The organism is Acidiluteibacter ferrifornacis, from assembly GCF_009909615.1.
GTDB classification, from domain to species: Bacteria; Bacteroidota; Bacteroidia; order Flavobacteriales_E; family Vicingaceae; genus Acidiluteibacter; species Acidiluteibacter ferrifornacis.
Map to the genome: position 1 here is coordinate 441493 of NZ_WWNE01000005.1, position 23869 is coordinate 465361.

Annotated in this window: 13 protein-coding genes; 1 reads left to right on the forward strand and 12 read right to left on the reverse strand. The window is 35.2% G+C overall.

Annotated features, from left to right (window positions below):
- Positions 1-4: 4 nt before the first annotated feature.
- The 10 genes from GQN54_RS06300 to GQN54_RS06345 all read right to left on the reverse strand — a co-directional run bounded on the left by GQN54_RS06300 (position 5) and on the right by GQN54_RS06345 (position 21621).
- Entirely contained in the window at positions 5-4348 is a 4344-nt protein-coding gene (locus GQN54_RS06300; protein ID WP_160632664.1) for a CusA/CzcA family heavy metal efflux RND transporter, read from the reverse strand.
- Between the two features lie 73 nt (positions 4349-4421).
- Positions 4422-4727: a DUF6660 family protein gene (locus GQN54_RS06305; RefSeq protein ID WP_160632665.1), complete on the reverse strand. Its 306-nt coding sequence runs from the start codon at positions 4725-4727 to the stop codon at positions 4422-4424.
- A gap of 1182 nt (positions 4728-5909) precedes the next feature.
- Positions 5910-6719 carry a hypothetical protein gene (locus tag GQN54_RS06310; RefSeq protein WP_160632666.1) on the reverse strand — a complete coding sequence of 270 codons (810 nt, stop codon included), beginning with the start codon at positions 6717-6719 and terminating at the stop codon, positions 5910-5912.
- A gap of 228 nt (positions 6720-6947) precedes the next feature.
- Positions 6948-8261: a TolC family protein gene (locus tag GQN54_RS06315; protein WP_160632667.1), complete on the reverse strand. Its 1314-nt coding sequence runs from the start codon at positions 8259-8261 to the stop codon at positions 6948-6950.
- The gene (locus GQN54_RS06320; RefSeq protein ID WP_160632668.1) at positions 8242-11319 is read right to left on the reverse strand and encodes an efflux RND transporter permease subunit; all 3078 of its coding nucleotides are present in this window, start codon (positions 11317-11319) and stop codon (positions 8242-8244) included. The genes GQN54_RS06315 and GQN54_RS06320 overlap by 20 nt, the downstream gene beginning before the upstream one ends.
- Position 11320: 1 nt before the next feature.
- Positions 11321-12355, reverse strand: a complete 1035-nt coding sequence (locus tag GQN54_RS06325; protein ID WP_160632669.1) for an efflux RND transporter periplasmic adaptor subunit — start codon at positions 12353-12355, stop codon at positions 11321-11323.
- Entirely contained in the window at positions 12352-12819 is a 468-nt protein-coding gene (locus GQN54_RS06330) for a MarR family winged helix-turn-helix transcriptional regulator (protein WP_160632670.1), read from the reverse strand. Before GQN54_RS06330 ends, GQN54_RS06325 begins: the two co-directional genes overlap by 4 nt.
- Positions 12820-13167: 348 nt before the next feature.
- A complete protein-coding gene (locus GQN54_RS06335; protein ID WP_160632671.1) occupies positions 13168-17862 on the reverse strand; it encodes a metallophosphoesterase in 4695 nt (1564 codons plus the stop codon).
- Positions 17863-18396: 534 nt separating this feature from the next.
- Positions 18397-19248, reverse strand: coding sequence for a DUF4249 domain-containing protein (locus GQN54_RS06340; RefSeq protein ID WP_160632672.1), 852 nt, complete (start codon positions 19246-19248; stop codon positions 18397-18399).
- 3 nt (positions 19249-19251) lie between these two features.
- Positions 19252-21621, reverse strand: coding sequence for a TonB-dependent receptor (locus GQN54_RS06345; protein WP_317163950.1), 2370 nt, complete (start codon positions 21619-21621; stop codon positions 19252-19254).
- 217 nt (positions 21622-21838) lie between these two features.
- On the opposite strand from GQN54_RS06345, the gene GQN54_RS06350 reads away from it, so the two are divergent.
- Positions 21839-22669 (forward strand): DUF1207 domain-containing protein, encoded by an 831-nt coding sequence (locus GQN54_RS06350; RefSeq protein WP_160632673.1) that lies wholly within the window; start codon positions 21839-21841, stop codon positions 22667-22669.
- Between the two features lie 57 nt (positions 22670-22726).
- Here GQN54_RS06350 and GQN54_RS06355 read toward each other — a convergent pair whose 3' ends face one another.
- Positions 22727-23158, reverse strand: coding sequence for a hypothetical protein (locus GQN54_RS06355; RefSeq protein WP_160632674.1), 432 nt, complete (start codon positions 23156-23158; stop codon positions 22727-22729).
- Between the two features lie 204 nt (positions 23159-23362).
- Positions 23363-23839, reverse strand: a complete 477-nt coding sequence (locus GQN54_RS06360; protein WP_235932984.1) for a hypothetical protein — start codon at positions 23837-23839, stop codon at positions 23363-23365.
- Between the last annotated feature and the right edge of the window lie 30 nt (positions 23840-23869).

The window sequence follows — 23869 nt, forward strand, 5'->3', positions numbered from 1 at the left end:
TTTATCATTGAACATTGATAAAATATTCTAATTTAAATTGGCTGTTTAGGTATTCCTGATAAGTCTGCCATCCATCTCGTTCAATTTCAATTGCATCTTTTACCAATTGCAAGAAGCTGATGTAATCTATCGCACCTTCACGGTAAGCAATTGAAGCTCCATTTCGTTGTTCTTTTGCTAATTCTAAGGCTTCTTTTTCGTAATAATTCCAAGCTTCTTTCCATTTCAAATAATTCTCTTGGGCTTGTGCATATTCGCTTTTCAGCTGAATAGTAGCTTGTGATTTCCGCTCTTCTGCAATTTTGCTGTTAATTTTAGCAGATTGAACTTTTCCTTTATCTGTATTGAAAAACAAGGGAATGTTTACGCCTAATTGATACTGATAAAAGCCACTTTCTCCTGAAACTTCCTGCACGCCATATTGAAGGTTTAATTGTGGAAGGTAATTAGACTGAGCAGCTTTGATGCTTTGCTCTGCAACTTTTACTTTCTGATTTTCCATTAAAAGAACCGGATGGTTTTCTATGGAAGGGTTTAGCGAAATCGTAAGCGGAGCTTTTTCAATTGTTGGTTCAACAGTATAAAGTGTATCGCCTAAAAACCATCGATTAAATTGTTGAATTGCAATTTGATAATCTCGAAATGCCTGATTCTTCTCATTGCTTATCTTCTTTGCTTGATTGGAAGCAGATAAGTAGGCCAAATGAGAAGTTGCCTCGGTTTTATATCTAATTTTGGCTGCACGTTCAAATTCTACAAAGGTAGAATCCAACTCTTCATACAAGTTATATAACTGCATTTTAGAATATAAGCTCCCATAATCCTGTTTTACTTGAATGCTTAATTCCAAGTTAGAAAGCTCCAAATTACTTTTAGCCAAAAGCACCTTTTCCTTTTGCAGTTTGCTTTTCGCAGGAATCGAGAAAACATCCATGTTTTGCTGCTGAATTCCAACAACATTCTTAACTCCTTCGTTAATGCCGTTTAATTCTTCGCCACCTGTAAAGACAGAAGTTTTACCAAAATCCCAAGTCGTTTTTTTCAGTGCTTCTTGATTTTCGACTTCCAATTGCATGGCTTTTAAAGTAGGGTAGTTTTTCATCACTTTATTTACTGCCACTTCCATGGAAATTGGAAGCAGAGTTTGACTTTCCTGAGCTTGTAGCTTATTAGATTGAGCAAAACAAAAGACAAACAACAAACTTGCAATAATCGCTGTTGGCTTAGTTGCTATAGAAGAATTGTTTCTGTTTTCTACCCAACGATAAAGCAATGGTAAAATAAATAATGTCAGCAAAGTAGCGGAAATCATACCTCCAATAACTACTGTCGCCAAAGGCTGCTGAACTTCAGCTCCTGCCGAAGTAGAAATAGCCATAGGAAGAAAGCCTAAAATATCTGTTAGAGCCGTTAACATAATGGGGCGAATTCTTCTTTTAGCACCAATTCTAATTCGTTCATTCAAATTGGTTTCTCCTTCTTCTTTTAGTTCATTCCAACCGCTAATTAAAACCAAGCCATTCAAAACCGCTACTCCAAACAACACAATAAATCCAACACCTGCCGATATACTAAAAGGCATATCTCTCAGCCACAGCGAAATAATGCCACCAATGGCAGCCAACGGAATAGCCATGTAAATCATAATAGTTTGTTTAATTGATTTTAATGCAAAAAAGATGAGTAAGAAAATCAATCCCAATGCAATGGGAACAACAATTTTTAACCGATTGGTAGCACGTTCCAAATTTTCAAAAGCACCTCCGTATCGAATGTAATATCCGGCAGGTAAATCCAATTCGGCATCCAACTTTTCTTGAATTTCAGTAACCAAAGATTTTACATCTCTACCTCTTACATTAATCCCAACATAAGTTCTTCGGTTGGTATTATCTCTACTAATTTGCATTGGTCCGGGTTCGTAACTAACCTTAGCCACTTCATTCAACGGAATTTGAGAGCCATTTGGTAAATTAACGTACAAGTTTTTCAAATCGTCAATCCCTTGTCGGTGGCTATCGTCTAAACGAACTACCAAGTCGAAACGCCTTTCTCCTTCAAAAATAACCCCTGCTATTCCGCCTGCAAATGCCGATTGCACCGTAGTATTCAGTTCAGAAATCGTTAAACCATATTGAGCTAATTTTTGGCGGTTGTAGTTTACTGTCATTTGAGGTAAGCCGCTTGTTGCTTCTACTTTCATATCGGCGACTCCTTGAATGGGAGCAATTAATTTCCCCATTTCTTCTGCTTTTTCTGCCAACACTTCTAAATCTTCACCAAAAAGTTTCACTGCAATATCTTCTCGAACTCCGGTTAACAGTTCATTAAATCGCATTTCAATGGGTTGTGTAAATTCATAATTTACTCCCGGTACTTGCTCTATTTTTTCTTTGATTTTATCAATCAAATCTTCTTTGCTTTCCGCTGAAATCCACTCATCGGTTGGTTTTAGAATAATAAAACAATCTGCAATATCCATCGGCATAGGGTCAGTCGGTACATCTGCAACACCAATTCTGCTAATCACATGAACAGCTTCGGGGAAGTTTTCTTTGATTATTTTTTCAATTTTGGTCGTGGTTTCAATTGTTTCAGAAAGGGAGCTCCCGGGTTTTAATATGGCATGAAATGCAAGGTCGCCCTCATCTAACTGCGGAATAAATTCGCCACCTAATCGGGAGAAAATGAATACAGAAATTCCTAATAACACAACTGCAAGTCCAATGATCCATTTTGCTTTTCCTAATGCTTTACCTAAACTTCTTTCGTAAATGTTCTCAACTTTAACAACGAATTTATCACCCCAAGAAAGTTTGTTGTTTTTAGGAACTCTTATAAACCAAGCTGACATCATTGGAACGTAAGTCAAACAAAGAATCATTACTCCAATCATGGCAAACATAAAAGTCAATGCCATAGGTTGAAACATTTTGCCTTCAACACCTTCTAACGCTAAGATTGGAATGAAAACAATTAGAATAATCAACTGACCGAAAAAGGCTGAGTTCATCATTTTTGATGCTGAACTTTTTGCCACTCCATTTCGAACTCCTTCGGTTATTTCCTTTTTCTTTAGCACTTTATCATGAAGAAAAAAGACCGTACTTTCTACAATAATTACTGCTCCATCAATGATAATTCCGAAGTCAATCGCTCCTAAACTCATCAGGTTTGCCCATACATCGAAAACATTCATTAAAATAAAAGCAAACAGTAATGACAATGGAATTGTTGAAGCTACTATTAAACCGCCTCGCCAATTTCCTAACAAGAAAACCAACACAAAAATGACAATCAATGCCCCTTCAATCAAGTTTGTACTGACTGTTCCTGTGGTTTTAGCAATCAAAGAACTCCTATCTAAAAAAGGCTCAATGCTTACGCCTTCGGGCAACGATTTTTGAATGTCTTCAACTCTTAACTTAACTGCATCAACTACTTCGTCAGAATTTGCACCTTTCAGCATCAGAATCATTCCCCCAACAGCTTCGCCTTTTCCGTCTTTGGTCAAAGCTCCATATCGAATGGCTTGACCAAATCTAACAGTGGCAACATCTTTTACAGTAATAGGTAAACCATTTGCAGTTGTTACAACTATGTTTTCAAGGTCTTCAACACTTCTTGCCAAACCTTCGCCCCGTATAAAATTGGCTTGGTGGTTCTTTTCAATATAAGCTCCACCTGTATTTTGATTATTTAAATTCAGGGCTTCCATCAAATCAGCAATGGTTATTCCTATCGCTTTCAATTCTTCGGGATTTACAGCAACTTCATATTGTTTTACACTTCCTCCGAAAGCATTTACTTCAACCACTCCTTTGACCATTGCCATTTGCCGGCGAATGATCCAATCTTGTATTGTTCTTAGTTCAGTAGCGGAGTATTTACCTTCAAATTCAGGAGCAACTTCTAAAGTGTATTGATAAATTTCTCCTAAGCCTGTACTTATTGGCCCCATCATTGGCTCTCCAAAGCCTTGTGGAATTTTTTCTTTTACCTCAGTTAGCTTTTCAGCTACCAATTGTCGAGGAAGATAATTACCAAAATCATCTTCAAAAACAATGGTTACAACGGATAGTCCAAATCGGGAAACGGAGCGAATTTCAGTAACTCCGGGTAAGTTTGCCATGGCAACTTCCACTGGATAAGTTACAAACTGCTCAATATCTTCTGTTCCTAAGTTAGGAGCTTGTGTAATTACTTGAACCTGATTATTAGTGATGTCAGGAACGGCATCAATGGGTACTTTGGTAATGCTCCATAATCCTGTACCAATTAAGGCAAGAGTTAATAAAGCAACCATAAGCTTGTTCTTAATTGACCAAGCTATGATATTATCTATCATAATGTTTTGTATTTAATTCAAAAAAATTAGAATAAGAAAGCACAAAACGTACTTCCCCTATTTAGTCTTTGAATTAAACGATAGGAGGGCGAAGAAGAGAGATTGAAATATCGTTTACAGCAAATGAACGATACTGAGAAACTTGTTCGTTTAAAGCTGCAATATTTGCCAATGGTTTGTTGTTGGCAACAATAGTTACATGAACATGGCAGCAATGACAGTGACAAAATGGTGTACAATTATCTGCTTGTCCTTCGTGATCATGTTCATGTTCTTGAGACAATTCAATAGATTGATTTTCAATAGGTGCAGCATCAGCACAAGGCAAGGTTGCCAAGCACAAAAAGAAAACACCTAAAATTGCTGCAAAAATTTTCACAAAGGCAAAGGTAAACAATTTGGAAAAAACTAACTTAATATTATGTTAAATAAAACTACTAATGTAAAAGCGTTAGCCTGAAAAAACAGCGGGACGGCGATGGCAGTGAATGGACAAATGCTTAGAAATACATAAAAGGCGTTTACGTCTTTCTCCGCCTTAGCGGAGAAATTACTTTTATAGTAATTCTTGCATTTGCACAGAGAGCGAGGAAGCATTGTTTTTTCTTGATTTTTTTGTTTCTTTTTTCATCAAAGGAAAAAAGAAAAATAAATAATAGTTTCAATATAAGGCTATTATTTATTAGAATTTATCGAAGCTTTAGCTGAGTAAACAGGGCTATGACCGATTTTTTAAAATTTAAAACAATCTCGTTATTTCAATTCTCATAGTATCAACGAAAATTTGATAGCAACCGAAATCTAAAAAAAGCGAGGAAAAAAGCAAATGTGTTTGAAATCTTTTTGGGAGGCTTCAGCAAGGCAAAGATGAAAACTTATTTGATTAGCGTCGGCAGAAAAACCTTGGGGCGGCAAAAAGAAAATTAAATCAATTTGAGCGGTTATTTACCGTAGGCGAAGACCCGTTAGCCAAACGGGCGGAGACATAACGACTAATTATAGGAAAAAAGTAAACGAATGTTCATTTTATTCTTTTAAAGAAGCGTGGATTTGTGCGAGCTATTTACTTGGCTGATAAGAGCCAAGCAAGTTGAGTTTTAGCATTTGTTGGTTTTGCTGAATACTTCGACATGGCTCAGCAGAACAGCAAAGCTTACAAGAGCTTAAATGAGACGCAGACATAATATACATTATAGTTGACAAAAGCATAGAGATCGAAATTACTTTTGAATAAGCGCAGTATTTTCTTTAACATAATATCTGTCGATATTGAACAAACTAACGTTTGTCGCAATATCTGATATTATGTATAAATTCAGCTTATTGCTGAATTACAGAAAATTCTGCTTTTGTCCTATAATTAATATTATGTTAAATAGGTATTTTGAATTGCCACCCCATCATTAAATTGCTATTATAACTATGTATTTAATCAGATGCATTTAGAACGTTCGTTAAGAATACTTTCGAATCATTAAATAACGAAACTATTGTCTCTTAAGCCGTTCCATTATAAAGGCTAAAAAAGAATAATTAATACAGCCGCTAAGCTAAGGTGATTCTACTTCTCCTTTTTTTTATACAACAAATAAGAAAATCCAATTCTTAAACCAGGTATATATCCATAATCCCTGAAGAATTCATTCACCTGTTCTCCACGTTCATCAAAGTTCAAATTTTCCAATATTTGTTCGCTGCTGCTGCCTGTAAACTGTGTATTGGCTAAAAATTCTATACGATTCAGGAGGTTTCTATCATAATAGGTTTCAGTTGTAGCATGTAAATTGGCTGTAAGCCCAAGTTCTATATTCATAGACCATTTGGGGTTTTTAAATTGAAATTGTCGACCAACCTTCAGTCCCATTTGAAAAAGCGAGGTTTCCATTGCTACCCTATTATCTAAATTAATAACGAAGCTACCAATAGGGCTTCTTAATAATGTTAAAACAGAATCCAAGAGTATTTGCTCACTACTGGATAACTCTTCCTGAACTAAATCGTTGTTTAGAATTTGATCATAACTTCCTGAGGCATTTAATTGTATGTATTGAAAATGAAGTCCAAAATACCATTTATTTTTGTGGAAATTTCCTCCAAAAGCAACTACGCTCCCATCATCTGTCAATTCTTGTAAAAATTCTTTCCTCGACTGGAATTTTGAAGGTACATTTATCCAATCATACAGCTCGTTATTATAAGGTGAATCTACTATTCCATACGAAAGATCGGCTGAGAATTTGGGATTAAATTGATAATTTACTCCAATATAATGCTGCAACGGAAATTCAGTACCTAATCGTAATCTAAGTTCTTGACCGTATCCATCCAACAAAAAAAGAAAGGCGGCAATTAATAACAGGTTTTTCTTCATCATTCAGTAATTTGAAACCAAATATAATATTCCTTATGGAAATATTTTGGGAGTCAAGTCATTAATTCTAGTTTCACTTCCACCCTTTCACAAAAAAATCCCGGAAAAACTAGTTCACCGGGACGTCATTAATCGCTTTTTTGATTTTTATTTATTCTTTTTCAAAAAATCTGTTATCTCTGAAGGTTCTGCTATTCCATTTTTTTGTTTTGTGTCTAACAAGTTGATCTATAAATAGCTTTCTACAATCTTGCCTGACATGCGGTTTAAGTTAATCTCAACTGCTTTTAAAGCTAACTGCAGGTTGATTAAAGTCAATTCGCTACTCAATAAACTTTGTTGAGTTAATCTAAAATCATAACTGTTTATTGATCCACTTTTCAGTTGACTCTCCGCTATTTTATACACCTTACTCATTTCATCAACATTGTTTTTTGCTATCTCAATTTGTGTTGTCAACACCTTGTATTCATTGTAATAAATTAAAGAATTAGCATTAATTTGTTGTGTCACTTGTTGCTTGGTCAATGATGTGTTTTCGCTGTATAACTTGGTGTTTTTTATCTCCCGATTGGTTGACCCTCCGTTGAATAAGTTAAAACTGACGGTCACTCCTACTATGGGTCCATAATTCTGGCTAGAATTAGAAAAGCCAATTTCAGCAGTAGACCTAGAGTATTGATATCCTCCAAATAAATCAACTTTTGGCATTCGACTTGCCTTCGTCATCCGCAACTCCGTTTCTGCAATTAACTCTTGTAATCGTTGTTGTGCTATTTGTTGGTTGGCTTGATCGATGTTTTGAAGCAAGCTATCTTTTGCTGGAATAGCACTGAAGCTAAACTCTTTCTCACTAATGTTTAACTCCTGCTCTAACGCATTGTTCAGTAGATTATTAATAGATATTTGCAACCCCGAAATGGTGTTTTGCTGCTCCAATAAACGAATGCTGTCCGTTTGGTAATCCACCAATGCCTGACTATAATCAATTGCTTTTGAAGAGCCTATTTCCTTTCGCTTTCGTTCTAAATTCAAGCGATAAGAAGAAATATTCAACGATTGCTGATAGTTGTTTAAGACTTGTTTTTCGTACACCATTTGGTAATATGCTGTAACGATATCAGAAACAGTCTGCTCGATATAAAATTTTGAATTTATTTGTCCAAGTCTTTCTAGGTAACCCAATTGATCTCTTTTGGCATAAACACTAAATCCATTAAAAACGGTCCAGTTTGCTAAAGCGGAAACGCTTAGGTTCGTATTTTTTGCATTGCTTCCCTCCCGCACTGTTCCATCTGCAAATTCTTGCCTGGTGTTGTTAAAAGAATTGGAATAAGTTCCATCTAAATCTACACTAGGCAACATACCAGTATTCCCAATTACATTGTTGTTGGTTGCTATTTTAGCCTCATTTTTTACAATGTTAATTTGGTAATTATTCTGCATAGCGGTATTTACAAATTCTTGTAAGGTTTGCGCTGTACAATTGGTCCCTACCAAAAGGGCTACTATTGCGATTATATTAACTGAAATCTGCTTCATCTATAATTTTATTCTCTTTACTTGCAATGTATGTGTATAGCGATGGAATAATGAACAAGGTAAGCACCAAAGCCAATATTAAACCTCCTATAATGGTTAATCCCATCGGGATTCTACTCGTGGAAGAATCGCCCAATGCCAATGCGATTGGCAATGCTCCCAATATGGTTGATAAACTTGTCATCAAAATAGGACGGAAACGTTCGGCTGCAGCTTCGGTAGCTGCTTGCATTAAGGATAAACCTGCATCGCGTTTTTGATTGGCAAATTCCACAATTAAAATTCCGTTCTTCGTTACTATTCCGACTAAAACCACCATCCCAATTTGACTGAATATATTAAGTGTTTGATCGAAAAACCATAATGTAAATAAGGCTCCGGCCAATGCTAAAGGAACGGTTAACATAATGGTTAATGGGTCTCTAAAGCTTTCAAACTGCGCCGCTAATGTTAGGTAAACCAACACCAAAGCAAATAAAAATATAAGGTTGGTACTAGTAGAGCTTTCCGCAAAATCGGAAGCTGTACCGCCCAATGCTGTGCTAAACGATTCGTCTAAAACTTCATCCGCTATTCGTTTCATTTCATCAATTCCATCGCCTAAAGCATAGCCCGGAGCTACATCAGCTTCTACGGTTGCAGAAGTATAGCGGTTGTAGCGCAACAAAGATGGAGGGCGACTAATCAAATCAATGTCCACCAAATTATCCAAGGTGATCATATCCCCTGTTTTGTTCTTTACACTCATTTTATTTAAGTCTAAAGGCTCATCTCGTTTACTTTTAATGGCTTCCGTCAATACATAATATTGCTTTCCATCTTTAATGAAATACCCCATTCGCTGTTCACTTAAAAACGTCTGAAGGGTAATGGCTACATCTGAAATACTCACGCCCATTAAGAGCGCTTTATTTCGGTTGATGTTGATTGTCACTTCTGGTTTGTTGAACTTTAAATCAACTTGTGAAACACTAAAAACAGGACTTTCTTGAACGCGATCCATAAAAGTAGGCAGCGCTTCTTTCAATCTTCCTAAATCTGGAGCTTGTAAAATAAATTGAATCGGCAACTTACTTCCTCCTCCTCCACTTGTTTGGATAGTAGGGTCTTGAATAACAAAAGACTTCGCAAAAGTATATTGCTTTAACTTCTGATTAATCTCATTGGCAATTTCACTTTGAGTGCGTGTTCGTTCACTTGGAGGAACTAAAGTGGTTCGTATAAAAGAACTATTCACTGAAGTAGAAGCTCTAAAAGTAGGCGATGTCACACCCAATAAAAATGCTTTTTCAGGCAGCGTATCCATCATATACATCAGCTCCAATTGGTATGCATCCATCGCATCATAAGCAGTTCCTTCTGGAGCCGTAGAAATAATTCTCAATTGACTCTTATCTTCTAAAGGAGCCAATTCGGATTGCAGTTGTGATCCTACCAAGAAAATACTGCCAAACATTACCGCAAATATGGGAAACGCCAACCAACGCTTTTTCATAAACCGTTTAAGCGCGTTTTCGTAACGTTCTGTAGATACGTTCACTATTTTACCAAAAGCGCGCATTAAGGCATTTTCACGTTTACTCTTTTTCAATAATCGTGAACTCATCATTGGTGTTAATGATAGCGTAATAAAGGTGGAGATGACAATTGCTCCCACCACTACCATTGCAAATTCTCTAAACAACTGCCCCGTTAAACCAGGCATAAAGAAGATGGGAATAAACACACAAACCAATGTGATAGAAGTCGCAATAACAGCAAAATAAACCTCTCTAGCTCCTAAGAACGCCGCTTTCATTGGATGCATGCCAGCCTCAATTTTAGAATAGATGTTTTCCATTACCACAATGGCATCATCTACTACTAAACCAGTTGCGAGTACTAATCCCAATAATGAAAGAACATTTATAGAATACCCAGCAGCATACAACACACTAAAACTTCCAATCAAAGCGATGGGAATTAAAATAATAGGGATTAATGTTGTTCGCCAGTTTCTTAAAAAGAAAAAGATGACCATCAATACCAAAACAAACGCCAACAGAATAGTTGATTTAACCTCACTAATGGCCTTTCTGATGGATTCGGTCTTGTCCATCGCTACATCCAATTGAATGTCTTCAGGCAGGTCTTTTTTAATCAATTCCAATCGCTCAAAAGCGGCATCTACAATTTCAATATAATTGGAGCCTGGTTGCGGTTGAAGCGCAATTCCTACCATCGGAATTACACCATTTCCTCTCAATAGTGTTTGCTCAGCTTCAGCACCTAAACGAGCTTTACCGATATCTTTTAATCGAATTAAAGTGCTGTTTTCTTCCTTAATAACGAGGTTGTCAAACTCCTCTACCGTATATAATCGTCCGATTGTTCGAACCGTTAATTCTGTGGCAGTTCCTTCGATTTTACCAGATGGCAACTCGATATTCTGCACATCTAATGCGTTTTGTAAGTCCATCGGGGTTATGCCCAATTCTTTCATTTTGGATGGATCCAACTCCAAACGCATGGCATATTTCTTCTCTCCCCAAATCCGAATACTACTCACCCCAGGAATCGTTTGTAACCGTTCCTTGAAAATGTTATTACCAATTTGAGAAAGCTCTAACAAACCCCTTTTATTACTCTGAACGGTAATGGACAAAATCGTCTCTGCATTGGCATCCGCCTTATTCACTGTGGGCGGATCAGCATCGGGTGGCAGGTTTTTTATGGCTTGTGATGTTTTATCTCGGACATCATTCGCCGCGTCATTTAGGTTTATTTCTGGCAAAAACTCAATGGTAATCGTACTCCTACCATCTGTACTGTTGGAACTCAATGTTTTAATTCCATCAATACTATTGATTTGTTCCTCTAAAGGCTCAGTAATCTGTGATTCAATAATCTCTGCATTGGCGCCGGTGTAATTGGTTTGCACCGTCACTACGGGTGGGTCAACGCTTGGGTACTCTCTAACGCCTAAAGAAATGTATCCTACTACTCCTAGTAGAATAATGATAATAGCGAAAACACTCGCTAGTACAGGCCTTTTTATACTAATGTCTGATAAACTCATTTTACTTCGGCTCTTTTATAGAAATTGACATTCCGTCTTTAACGGCTAATAATCCTGTAGTTAATATAACCTCTCCCGCCTTTATTCCAGTCAAGACATGCACCTTGTCGGCTGTTCTATTCCCTAGTGTCACTACTCTTCTTTCTGCTTTACCATTGTTATAAACATAAACGGTTTGTTCCGTAATCGATGGAACTACTGCTTGTGTGGGCACCAATAATGCATCGTCAATCGCATTGATAGGAAGAATGACTTCAGCATAAGTACCTGGTAGCACCGATTGATTTTTAGTCAGTTCCAACATGGCCCTCACAGTAATCATCCTCGTTTCTTGATTTACCGATGGACTAATGGCATAAATGGTAGCCGCAAGACTATCACCGTCAACCACTACAATTACCTTTTTGTCGATTTTAATGCTGTTTTTATATGCTTGAGCTACACTAAAGTCAACTTTTATGTTCTCATTAGCCGTCAATGAAGTAATTAGATCACCTTGCTGCAAGAAAGCGCCTTCACTGAAGTTTCGCATGCCCAATTGGCCTGAGAATGGCGCCACCACATTGGCTAAATTGATGTTAACTTGCAATTGCTGCATTTTTGATTGTAGGGTTTGAACTTTTGAATAGGCCAAATCAACTTCTTCTTGACTACTTCCACCCACATCCAACAGCTGTAGTTTTCGTTGGTATTCTTTTTCTGAGGAGCTAAACTCTGCATTTACACCAAGCAATTCAGCCTTCCAGCTTCTATCGTCTAATCGAACTATGGTTTGACCTTTCTTAATGTTTTGACCTTCCTTAAAATAGATGTTTAATACTTGTCCAGTTACTGGAGCCATTAGGTCCACTTGCTCTTCAGCCATCAAATTTGCTGTTGTCACCAACTCGCTATTAAACGACTGTTCTATTACTTTATACGTTTCTACATTTAAAGTTTTTGTTTCAGTAGCTGAAGAAGCCGCTTCATCATTTCCACAAGATGTAATGGATAGCATTAAGCTGATCGCAGCAATGGATAATGTTACTTTTTTCATTTAGTTTTTTTAATGGCGTGAACAATATATTCAGGGTCAGGAAGGGTGTTTATGGTCGCAAAAAGTTTGTCTATTCCACTTTTAAAAATCGCTTTCTCTTCACTGCTGAAGTTATGAAACAACAAAGCATCGGTTTTGGCAATGCCTTCCTTTATAATCGGGACGAGCGCTTTTCCTTTTTCTGTCACTTCTAGTATTTGGCATCTTCTGTCGTTGCAATCTTGTTTGCGTACTAAAAGATCTCTTTCGGATAAATAATCCACTACACGCATGGTAAAAACCTTGTCTCTTCTGATGGCATCTGATAAATCTTTCTGTGAAACTGCTCCACTGTTTTCGGTGAGGTAGATCAATGGTACAAAGTAGCGTTCCAAGCCGTGTGGCTTCATAATGGCCGATAAGGTACTCAGGTAAACCTCTGATATCCTTGACATTTCAAAACCATAAATTTTAAGTTTTTCCATTTGGTTAGATTGATTACAATTGAAACCGTTACAAATGTAACTAAACAGATTTCCTGAGCGGTTTTCTGAAAGGATGTTTAATATTTTTTAAGGTTTGCCTTTACATTATGCTGAAACTTCTATTGTTTAAATTACCACATAGCCATAACCAACTTCTATTTTTTGTAAGTATAAATGAAGGTGGACATCGACACAGAAAAAAATGCAAATAGACAGTTGCTCGGAATTTACCCATCAAAAGGAGGATTTTATAGATTTTGGGGATGATTAGAGGATCAATTCAATTATATACCTCACTTGCTAAAGAATATTATTTTGCTAGAGATTCAAATTTATTGTTTTATCCAACTATGCAAATGCTAAAATTTCTTCAGCCTTGTAAATTGCCTCTTTCAATGAGTAAGGCTTTGATTTATTCAGGATATAAGCATTGGTAATCTCTTCAATGAGAACATTTATATAAAACAAGTCACGATTTAACTCGGTCTGCTTCTTCAGGATACCTTCCAAAATAGCCTTAACTTTTTTGTAGTCTTTTTCAACAAGATTTCTCATCCAATTTCTATAAAAAGAACGTATCTCATGCTGTTCATAGCTATCAAATTCTTCAATGTAGCATATTTCAAATAGTTCCTCAAAAAGAACTATGTCAACAAACTCTGAATACTCCGTATCTTTCAAATAATCGAATTTGTAATTTTTTTCTTTCCTAACTTCATTTACCAAATATAGGATAGCTTCATGATGATTGGTTTTGAATAAAACATGGAGTGCATCTTCTCTAAACCTGCTCTCTTTTTCAGTTGCTAGAAAGTCAATTGAATGTTGTATTATATAGTCCAATTCAATATTATTTTTCAATAATAACTTAATTGCTCTCCACCCTTCCCAAGTATCCGACTTATCCGCTATTATTTTGATAGTGGGAATTCTCTTTGTTTTTACCAAGAATTCCGTTACAATATCTGAAAAGAATAATAGACGGGTGTGAGATAAAACATAATCTTCAATTTGAGAGTAGGTGTCTTCTAAATTATGATTGATAGCATATTCAATATGTTTTTTTAGAACTGTATCAAAAAGTACCTTGTTCTTTAGGTCTTCATTAATTTGATGATTGAACTTTTCATCCTCATTGATTGCTAACTTTATTCTATCATAAGATTTTTCTTCTTGATTTTCAAAACGCTGAATCTCATAAAATTCTATACTATCTAATAAAAAGGACTGTGGAAGATTTATTGAAAAGACCTTAAATAGCTCGTGAATTAGTTTAAATAGACTCCAGTTTTTTTGAACTAGATAAAAATTGTCATTTTCTGAATGCTTTATGTTTTCAAAGTCAATGTCTTTTATTTTATTTATCGCCCAACTTTCTATTTTATTTTTCTGTAAATCAGATATTTTCAAAGGATTAGTTTCCCTACTTTGAGCTTGATTATATTCTGCTAAGATTCTATTATAGATTGGTATATCTGTATCCAAATACTTCCATACTACTTCGAAACTTTGTTGTTTCGATTCATCTGAAGGGCGTAAAGCATCACTAATCAATTCATAATGTATTGGCAACTTTTTATGATGCCCATTCTTTTCATACCATTGTTTATTAATATGGTAATATTCTTTCCAATTTAGCTTTGGGCCATGTTGGTCAAAGAACTCCTGAACCTTCTTTTCAACATTTTTTTTATCAAATAGGGCATCAAAGTCTTCTTGATATCTTTTTTTTTCAGCTTTTTGGTTTTCTTCTATTTCTGCATCAGTTTTCAACGATTTTTCAAAACTCATTCCGAGCTCTACAAGTGAATTTTCTAATTGAAAAGCTAAATCACTTTCAGACTTACTGCTTAAATGAAAACGCAGCCAAGCTAAGTCTTTCTCATCATTCTTAGTTTTAACAATATGCTCAGCAAGCATTTGAATAGATTCTTTCCTGATAATTTTAGAAATGAAAAAATAGAAATCGTCAACTAAATTATTCTGAGTTAAATATTCAATAGCTTCTTTATGTTTGTTGCTTTTTTTAGTTATTTCTACAAGAAAATCCGAACGTTCATGAAAACGGTAGGAATTCTTAATGCCTGAAAGAAATTTAAAGTAGTTGCTTTCATCTTCAACAAATTTTACGGCTCTTTCAATTATTTGAGATTCTGGAAAAGTAATATAGGAATTGCTCAATTCATCATTCAAGTATTGAGTTAAGTACTTATTAAATAATTCGAAATCTTGTAATCGAGCTATAATGCGCCAACAGCTATCTCCATTACCTCGAATTGTTTTATCTGGACTATCTTCTCTTTTATCAACTTTATGTGACCATCTAAATTCCTTGTCTAAAAAATCTGAAAATTGATTTAGTTCTAAAGAGTCAAATCCATGTTCAATAAATCTTAGCACCTCCCTATTTAGTTGAGCATTTGAACTATCCTGCACCAATTCAAAGAGACTTTTAGCAAAATTTTCATCCATATAAAATTGCTGCTCAACTGAAAGTTGAATTAAATCTGAAGCGAATCCAATCTTTCTATTTTTATTTTTTAGATACTGAATAATAAATTTTTTCAGATTCTCATTGATTTTTTTGGGTAATTGAAATTCGAATAATACCATTACAGCAGATTGTCTTGCTCTAAAGTGCTTCTTTGAATCTTTAATAATTCTAACCAAATAATCATGAATATTTGGCGTATTTGCGAAGGATGCAATTTGTGAAATTGAAACGGAACGATTGGTTGTTATCCAAAGAGTTTGTTTAATACAGACTTCTTTAAAATAAGATGTAAAAATAGCCTCTTTTACCGTTGGAGAAAGACGGTTGGAGTCCAGTGAAAACAAAATATCTATTTGATTTTTTTTGACCCAATCAATTAGCTTGATAAAGGTTTCGTTGTGTTCAATTAAATCTAAAAGAAAGGTAAGTGTATTTTGAAAACTTGGATGAACAGCTTCTACTTCGGGTATTTTAATTGTTTCCAAGATTTCATCTATATTCAAATTAGTTAAAGAACTGGCTACTAAATACTCTTGTGTTTGTTTGTGCGTAAAACTGTATTGAGCATTTTTCGAATCTAACTTGAACAAAGAAAGTTGCTGAGCTGTTTCAACTTGTTCGTCAAAAATTTGAACTAACTCACTTTCATTCAAAGTGTTTTTGTGCATTAGCTCTAAAGTAATAGCTGCTTTTCTGAGAGCATCAGTAATTTTAGATACAATGAACAATTCCCTCTTTTTGAATTTATTCTTGTCTGCTTCTAATGAGAATTGAATATAATCCTGCCAAAGAGATAAGTAGGTTAAGTCATCATCACTTTTTTTTATGAGTTGAGCAAAACGATTTATAAAAAATGGAGATTCAAAATAGCCTTTTAAAAAGGGAAATTCTTCAATTTTTGAGTAAGAGATATCGAATTCATTCTTCAATATTGATTCCGCTTGATATTCAGAGAGCGAATGGAGGTAAAAGGTTTTGAAATCGCTAAACTCAACTAAGTATTTGTGGTAAATATTGGTTCTACAGCTAAGTACATAGCGATAATTCTTTTTAGAATGCTTGTTAATAAATACTTCTAAAGCTGAAATTAAATCTTGGATATCGGCCACTTCATCCAATCCATCTAAAATGAAAGTTATTTGTGGTATCTCTTGCCAGTTTTCCACCTGAATAAAATCTTCAAAGGAGTCATTTTTCCTAAAAAACTTGAGGTTTATCAATAAGGGAATTAATTGATTCTTAACTCTATCTTCCCATAGCTTTTCAAAAAGCACCCTAAGTTCAGTTGACTTCCCAATTCCTGGGGAGCCTAAAATCAAAATTTTTGTCTCTGAGTGGATTAAATCTTCTAACTTGAATCCTAAGATAGAACTATCGTGAAATAAATTGTTGTTTTCTTTCTCTTGTCTATAAATTAACCGTGGTTCGTAAAATTCTATTTTTTCAGGTATTCTAAAATCCGATTTAACAAGACTTTCAATGTTAAATACTGAATTGACTTCTTTCAAAGTAATTCCATCCTTGTAGATTCCATTTTCTGCCCATTCTCCCGTATCATAGACAAAATTTGTTTTTTCTTGAATATTGTACCTCTTGTAAATAATTTGATCGATTTTCCAATTGCAACAATTAATGTCAAAAATTTGATAGCCAGGCATGTAACTAAATTCTTTCTCATTAGGATTATTTAATGCTGCTCTAGGTCGGAAACCCCATAAATCGACCTTGTTGCCATAACTATTGATTTTTGGCTCGCCTTTGTTACTGTGCTTATGTCCATAGAGGAGTAGCCTAATATCTTTGTCTTTAAGGAATCTTGTAATATTCTTTTTCTCTGCTAATTCATTGAGGTCATGATGAAGTAAACAAATATTAAATTCACTTTTTTTATCTATTAGATATTTATAACCATCGTGCAGTTGTTGACTTCCAAAAAAGTGCATATGCACATCAATATTATTTTTAACTCTGCTCTGAGTAGAAGAGCAGCGCCAAGAATCGTTTATTAATAAAAAACCTACTTTTTCATTTTCATTCGAATTGTAAAAATAAGTTGACCCATTATTAGAGAAACTGTAATTGTCAGTGTTTCTATGAAAACGTCCTTCAAAATCTTTAAAATGCTTGATTCTTCTATTTGAGGACGTAAACTTGGAATTATTTTTTTTTAATTCATCTTTAATGTCTTCAATTCTTAATGTACTAAGTCTTTTTTCTTCAGCCCAATCTATTTCTAACTCATTTATGTCATGATTACCAGGAATAAAGATGAAATTACTATTGGTTAAATTCAGTTTTTCTCTCATCGGTGCAATGAACTCAGCTTCAAAAAAGTCATAAGGGTTTGAAAAATCGCCTTGATAGTGTTTTTTAAGTGATTCCCCTCCCTTATCAAGTAAGTCTCCAGTTATTGCAATTATATCTATCATCTTATTATCTAATCTTTGAATCTCTTCTAGATCTTCTATAAGTTTTTCAATATAGAAATTTCTTAATTCGTCTATATTTTTATCGGAAAGATGTATGTCAGAAAGATGAACTAAACGCATTATGTAGAATTGCTTTTAAGTACTGAAAATTAAATATTTCTGAGAAAAAAACAAGTTTCTCTACCAACTTTATTTACATAAAACGCAAATGTATCGGATTTCTACAGAGTTTGTTAGTTATACTATGTTTTTTGAATATCTATAAGCGGTATCTTCTAGATTTACGAAGAATCCAAGATATTCCATACACTTACAAAAAAACACCCTCCTCACCCACCAAAAGAATGGTCATTCACAACCTCCAAGAATATGGGTTTGTATTGCTCAGAAACGGTAATATGTTGGTTATTTCACCCACAAAAAAATCCCCTTCAAGTCAATGAAGGGGATTTGCATTTTAGTTTGGAAGATTATTAATGCGCAATGATGAATCTGATGGCTTCATTCTGTAAACGAATAAAATACATCCATTTCACAGCTTTTAGTTTTCGCACGCTAATCACCCACCAAAAGAATGGCCATTCACATACTCCAAGAATTTGGCTTTGTATTTCTCAGAAACGGTAATTCGTTGGTTGTTAATTCCTACTAACTCTAAAACTCCACTTCCGTCGCTAAGTACGACCCTAAACACCCTAAACCTCCATCTATATTGGAATATACTCTAGATGGTTCTGCAAATGGATTATCTTCGATGTAATTATCTAAAGAAACGTGGTACTTAAAGTATGAAATGTCAGTAGTGTACAATACAGAAAAACCACTAAAGCTGTTAGCTCCGTCAAACCCTGAATAGAAGTTCGAGTAATTACAATTCAATCTTATTTCTTGTCCATTTACACCTTCATCTTCTTTAAAGTTATTGCAGATGGTATAGGCGTATCTCTTGTCTTTCAATGTATCCTGATAGATTTTGGTAATGCCGTGGTAGTAGTCTCTTTGGTTGGGTTGATCTAGAAATACGGTTTGAATTCGATAAATTTTCTCGTTGAATCCATTGCTTGTTCTAATGGAAGAGTCTATTTCCACTTTTACCTGATTGGGTAAAGAGGAAGGTACGGTTGTCGCAGCACTTACATAAAACCCGCCTGGAGAACTGACTTGTAGAGAATAGGTTTTACCGGCAAGTATTGAAAATGGTGCTTCGTTCCTAACAATGTAGGAACCATTTTCAATAGAGAAAGGCAAGGAAATGGTTTGACCTTCTGAAGATAATAAAACGGTAGCATCTGAAACAGGATCGTAAATATTGCCCTTTTGGTCTCCAAAATATGGCACTGATTTACTTACTACTATTTCTATTACAGAATCGGATGGACTTAAGAATCCATAAACGACCAATTTGGGATCTACTTTAGGCAGTTCTATTTCCTTCGCTTCTTTTTCACAGGAAACCATAACAGCAGAGATGATTAAAACCAACAGGGCTAACAATTGCTTTTTCATAGACTAAAATTTAAAGGAGTATGAAATAGAAGGTAATATGGGGAAAAGTGAGACTTGTTTCAGTATCGTATTTCCATTCTCGTTGGTGTCTGAATAATAGAAAAATGGATTTTGTCGATTATACAGATTGTAAAAACTAATTTCCCAGGTGCGTTCGCCCCTCTTTTTTGTTCTATGAAATTGGGCACCAATATCCATTCGATGATAAGGCGCCATCCTAAAATCATTCATAGCACTATAATCGCTAACTCGTGTATAGTAATTTCCGTTTTCTGTATTTGTACTTGCATTGTATTGACTTTCGGGTAAAGTGATGGCGTTTCCGGTTCCATATACCCAAGTGGCAGAAAGCGTTATTCTCTTTCCTTTTTCCGTGTTCTCCTTTAGTTGGTATATGCCCACTACTGAAACGTCATGTCTTCTATCGTATCTAGCCCAAAATTTTTCACCGTTGTTGAGTGAATCAAATTGAAATTGAGTAAAGCTTAAGGTGTAACCAATCCATCCAGAGAACTTACCTATTTTCTTTTGAATTAAGATCTCTGCACCATAGCTCCATGCCTGCCCCGAAGTAATGTTTCTCTCCCAATTTAAACCTTCATCTGTATTTTCATCTTCATCTTCAGATTCGAAGATATCCAATGCTAAAAAACTAGCTCCTTCTTTATAAGCAATGACATTGTCCGACTTTTTATAATACGTCTCAAAAGAAAGCGTAAGATCGTGTTTAGAAATGTCCTTCGCCACTCCTAGCGCCACTTGATTAGACTGCTGTGGAGCTACCCTTTTAGTAGCTGGCACCCACAAATCGGTAGGTAGGCCTAATCCAGTTTGTGTCAGCAAATGAATGTATTGATTCATATTGGCAAAAGAAGCTTTGATTGATAAATCTTCACCTACAAAATAGCGCCCACTGATTCTTGGCTCTAATCTAAAATAGTTCCGATCTTCGTTCAAAAAGTGACTAACCCTTAATCCACCATTAATTTTCAAACGGCCATTTACCGTAAAGTCATCTTCAATATATGCTCCATTTTCCAACGCCTTTATTTTTGTTAAGTCATTTCGGTAAGATCCAATGGCTTCATCTTTTAGCACTACAGCACTTGGGGTGAATATATGATAAGTGGAAATGAGACCTGCACGAATAGAATGCTTAGGTGATGGTCGATAATCTAAGTCTATTTTAAGGGCATAATCTCTTATTCCGGATGAAGTCCTAAATTCGTATTCATCCGTATCGTATTTGCTACTGTTGCTAATTGCAAAATCATAGTTGCTGATAATTAGAGATGTATTGGCAAATAGCTGCTCATTAAACAAATGATTCCACCTTGCTGTACCCGTTACATTTCCCCACGACAAATTGGATTCTTCATCGCCCCCATCATATCTAGCACTTGCTTTGTCTTTCCCAAAATACCCACTTAAATACACTTTATTCTTTCCTCCAAAATCATAGTTTACTTTTGCATTTAAGTCGTAAAAATAATATCCAAACTGCTCATCCTTTGGCATAAACGGTCGAGTTAAGGCGTCAATATAGGTTCTTCTTCCTGAGACTAAAAAGGAGGATTTTCCTTTTTTGATGGGTCCTTCCAACGTTAATCGAGAGGATAAAATACCAACACCCACCTCTCCTTTCAATTCTTCTTTGTTTCCTTCTTTCATTTTCATATCCAAAACGGATGAAAGACGACCTCCATAGCGAGCTGGGAAGCCTCCTTTGGTCAATTCTATGCTGTTTAGAGCATCTCCATTAAACAAAGAAAAGAAGCCAAATAAATGATAAGCGTTGTATACTGTAGCATCGTCCAAAATGATTAAATTTTGATCGGGTCCTCCACCTCTCACATATAATCCACTGTTTCCTTCACTTCCTGATTGAACTCCTGGCATCAACTGTATGACTTTTAAGGCGTCCTTTTCCCCCAATAATGCAGGAATGTCTTTAATTTGATTGATGGGGATTTCAATGACACTCATTCGAGTACTTTCACTGATTTTAGGTTTTCGGCTGGCCACTATTTGGACTTCATCCAGACTGTTGCTAGCAGCAATTTCCACATCTAAATTGACATTCTTATCCAAATTGATTTGAAAAGCTTTTGCACTATATCCGACATAGGAAACAATTAATTGAAAAGTATCTGACTCTATAGTAATGGAATAAAAACCATAAGCATTGGTAGCAGTTCCAGTTTTTAAACTAGGGATGTATATAGTTGCTCCTATTAATAACTCTCCACTACCAGCTTCCTTAACATATCCGCTGATGGTGTACTTCTTCTTGACAGGATTTTCTTGGATTTGACCGAATGCAAACTGAAAGCTCAGAAAAAAGAAGATGAATAGAATATGGAATAATTTCACGGGTTGAAATTTAATTTTTGGCTATAACGTTGGAAATTTCTTTTTATTCAAAATATTCGCTGAATAAATTTTACTGTTTAATTCTTTAAGTCTGCAAATTAAATGATTCTAATTTGGATTGCTACCGAAGCCTAACGCCAGATATATAGATTTAAAAATTTGTCGATCATATAAAATTGATTTTAATTTATACCCTTTTATTGCAAACATAAAATTGATGAAACACTGTTTACTTTTCATTAGCTTATTTTTAGCACTGAATCTTCAAGCGCAATATACTTGGATGGGGAAACGTCAAACCAACTCTTCCATTGTTTTGGATCCATCAGAAATCCAAATGTTTGGAACAATTGCTACAGTTTTAAATCAACCAATTAATGAATATCAGTATATTCCATTTGCGTTTGGAGCCAGCAAATCCATTGTTAGTAAATTGATAGATAACAACCGAACTTGGGAAATGGTAGCTGAGTTTGGTGTTTTTACACAATTTGAATGGACAACAATAGATGGCAAACAACAACGAAATTTACTGAATGCCGATTATAAGGCGGCATTTTCATACGTCAGAAAACAAGCTTTCTCTACATTTAGAGTACGTTTTTTTCATGTTTCTACACATCTTGGTGATGACTATATTTTTCGAAATGCTCTTGAATCACATACTTTCAATAACAGAAACTATGAACAAATCGATTTTACCTATTATCGTAATTTGAGGCCAAATTGGAGAGTGTATGCAGGTTTGGGAAGTGTGGTACGACCTAATATCAAAAGACGCCCTTTATCTTATCAAATAGGTAGTCAAAGGGAATTTTTAAAAGAAAAGAAACAATTCGCCTTAAGTTGTGGCATTAATCTTCAAGGCTTTCAAGAGACATCATTTACTCCAAATGTCAAAACTGCATTTGGTGTAGCCTATATTCAAGAAGATAACGAAGAACCAATTCGCCTATTATTGGAATTTTATTCTGGGCATCTTCCTTATTCTCAAAAAGAAAAAGAAACCATTGACTGGTTAGGAATTGGACTGTATTTCTACATATAATTACTTCTTGGAATCAATGAAGTAAGCGCTCGAATATTTTATTAACGGATAGAATACTCAATTCAACCAACCTTTAGCCTTCGCACTTCGAGCAAAGAAAACTAGGTATATTCCTATTCCTAAGACCATAATTGGCATTATAATGCTTCCTGGTCCATATACTTTCATCGTTTCACCAATAAATAAATTCCAAGTGAATTGTGCGAATATACCCACCAAGGAAATGATCAACAAGAGGTAAGCAATTGAATTGCGAAACAACAATAGTAAACTGCCTGCTGCCCCTCCCCAAACAGCAAGTGCAAAAGCAGCCGTTACCCATGCAGGTGTGCTATCCATTAGTGTTCTTTCGGCCTCTGGTAGTGATTCTAGCATTTCTGGTGGCATAAACGCTTGCCCTAAATATGCAATAACGCCTAATGTATTCCATATTAAAGCAATAGTTGCTACCACCCAAAACCATGTAGGCACTTTTGATAGTGTTGTCATTTTTTTTGATTTTAGAATACTAGGATAAAAAAAAATGGAATAATTTCCAAATGAAAAAAAAGTTAGAAAAGCAGGCAACGTTATTAGGAAGTGAACAGTCTTAGCGGTATAAAATAATTAGTTAATTGATAAAAAGCCTTATTCATCTTTAAATAGAATGAATAAGGCTTTTTTATTTGATGTTCGATAAAGTCTACGAAACAACTAATTGATCTGCTTCTTAAAATAAAATCTAGTAATGAACAGGCCGTTATTGTCATCTGCACTTCCAACCGACTCTACTCCGGAATTGATACTCACAATTTCCCATCCTTCATCCAAAAATTGACTTACTCTTGAATTCACGATGGCATCATTGGCGGCAATGTTTTGAAAACGGATTCCGCCAATATTAAAGAAGTTCAGCAACTTCGTTTCTTCATAGTTTTTTACGCGAATTTCCCCACGGTCTGCCTTGTTCCGCTCATTATCATCTTCTGACATTATTTTGGAAAACTCTTTATAATCTTTAATTTCTAAGGACTCAATCATTCTTGAACGCCCTACCCCATTTGGTACAATAGATTCCACAACAGTTATGGTTTTGAAGTCATAAAGATGACCTTCTGGCTTAAACGAATAAACCACCAAACCCAAACAGATTAAAGAAATAGCTAATGTGATGTAATTGATTGTTTTCATGATTATTAAAATATATAATATAAAGTAATT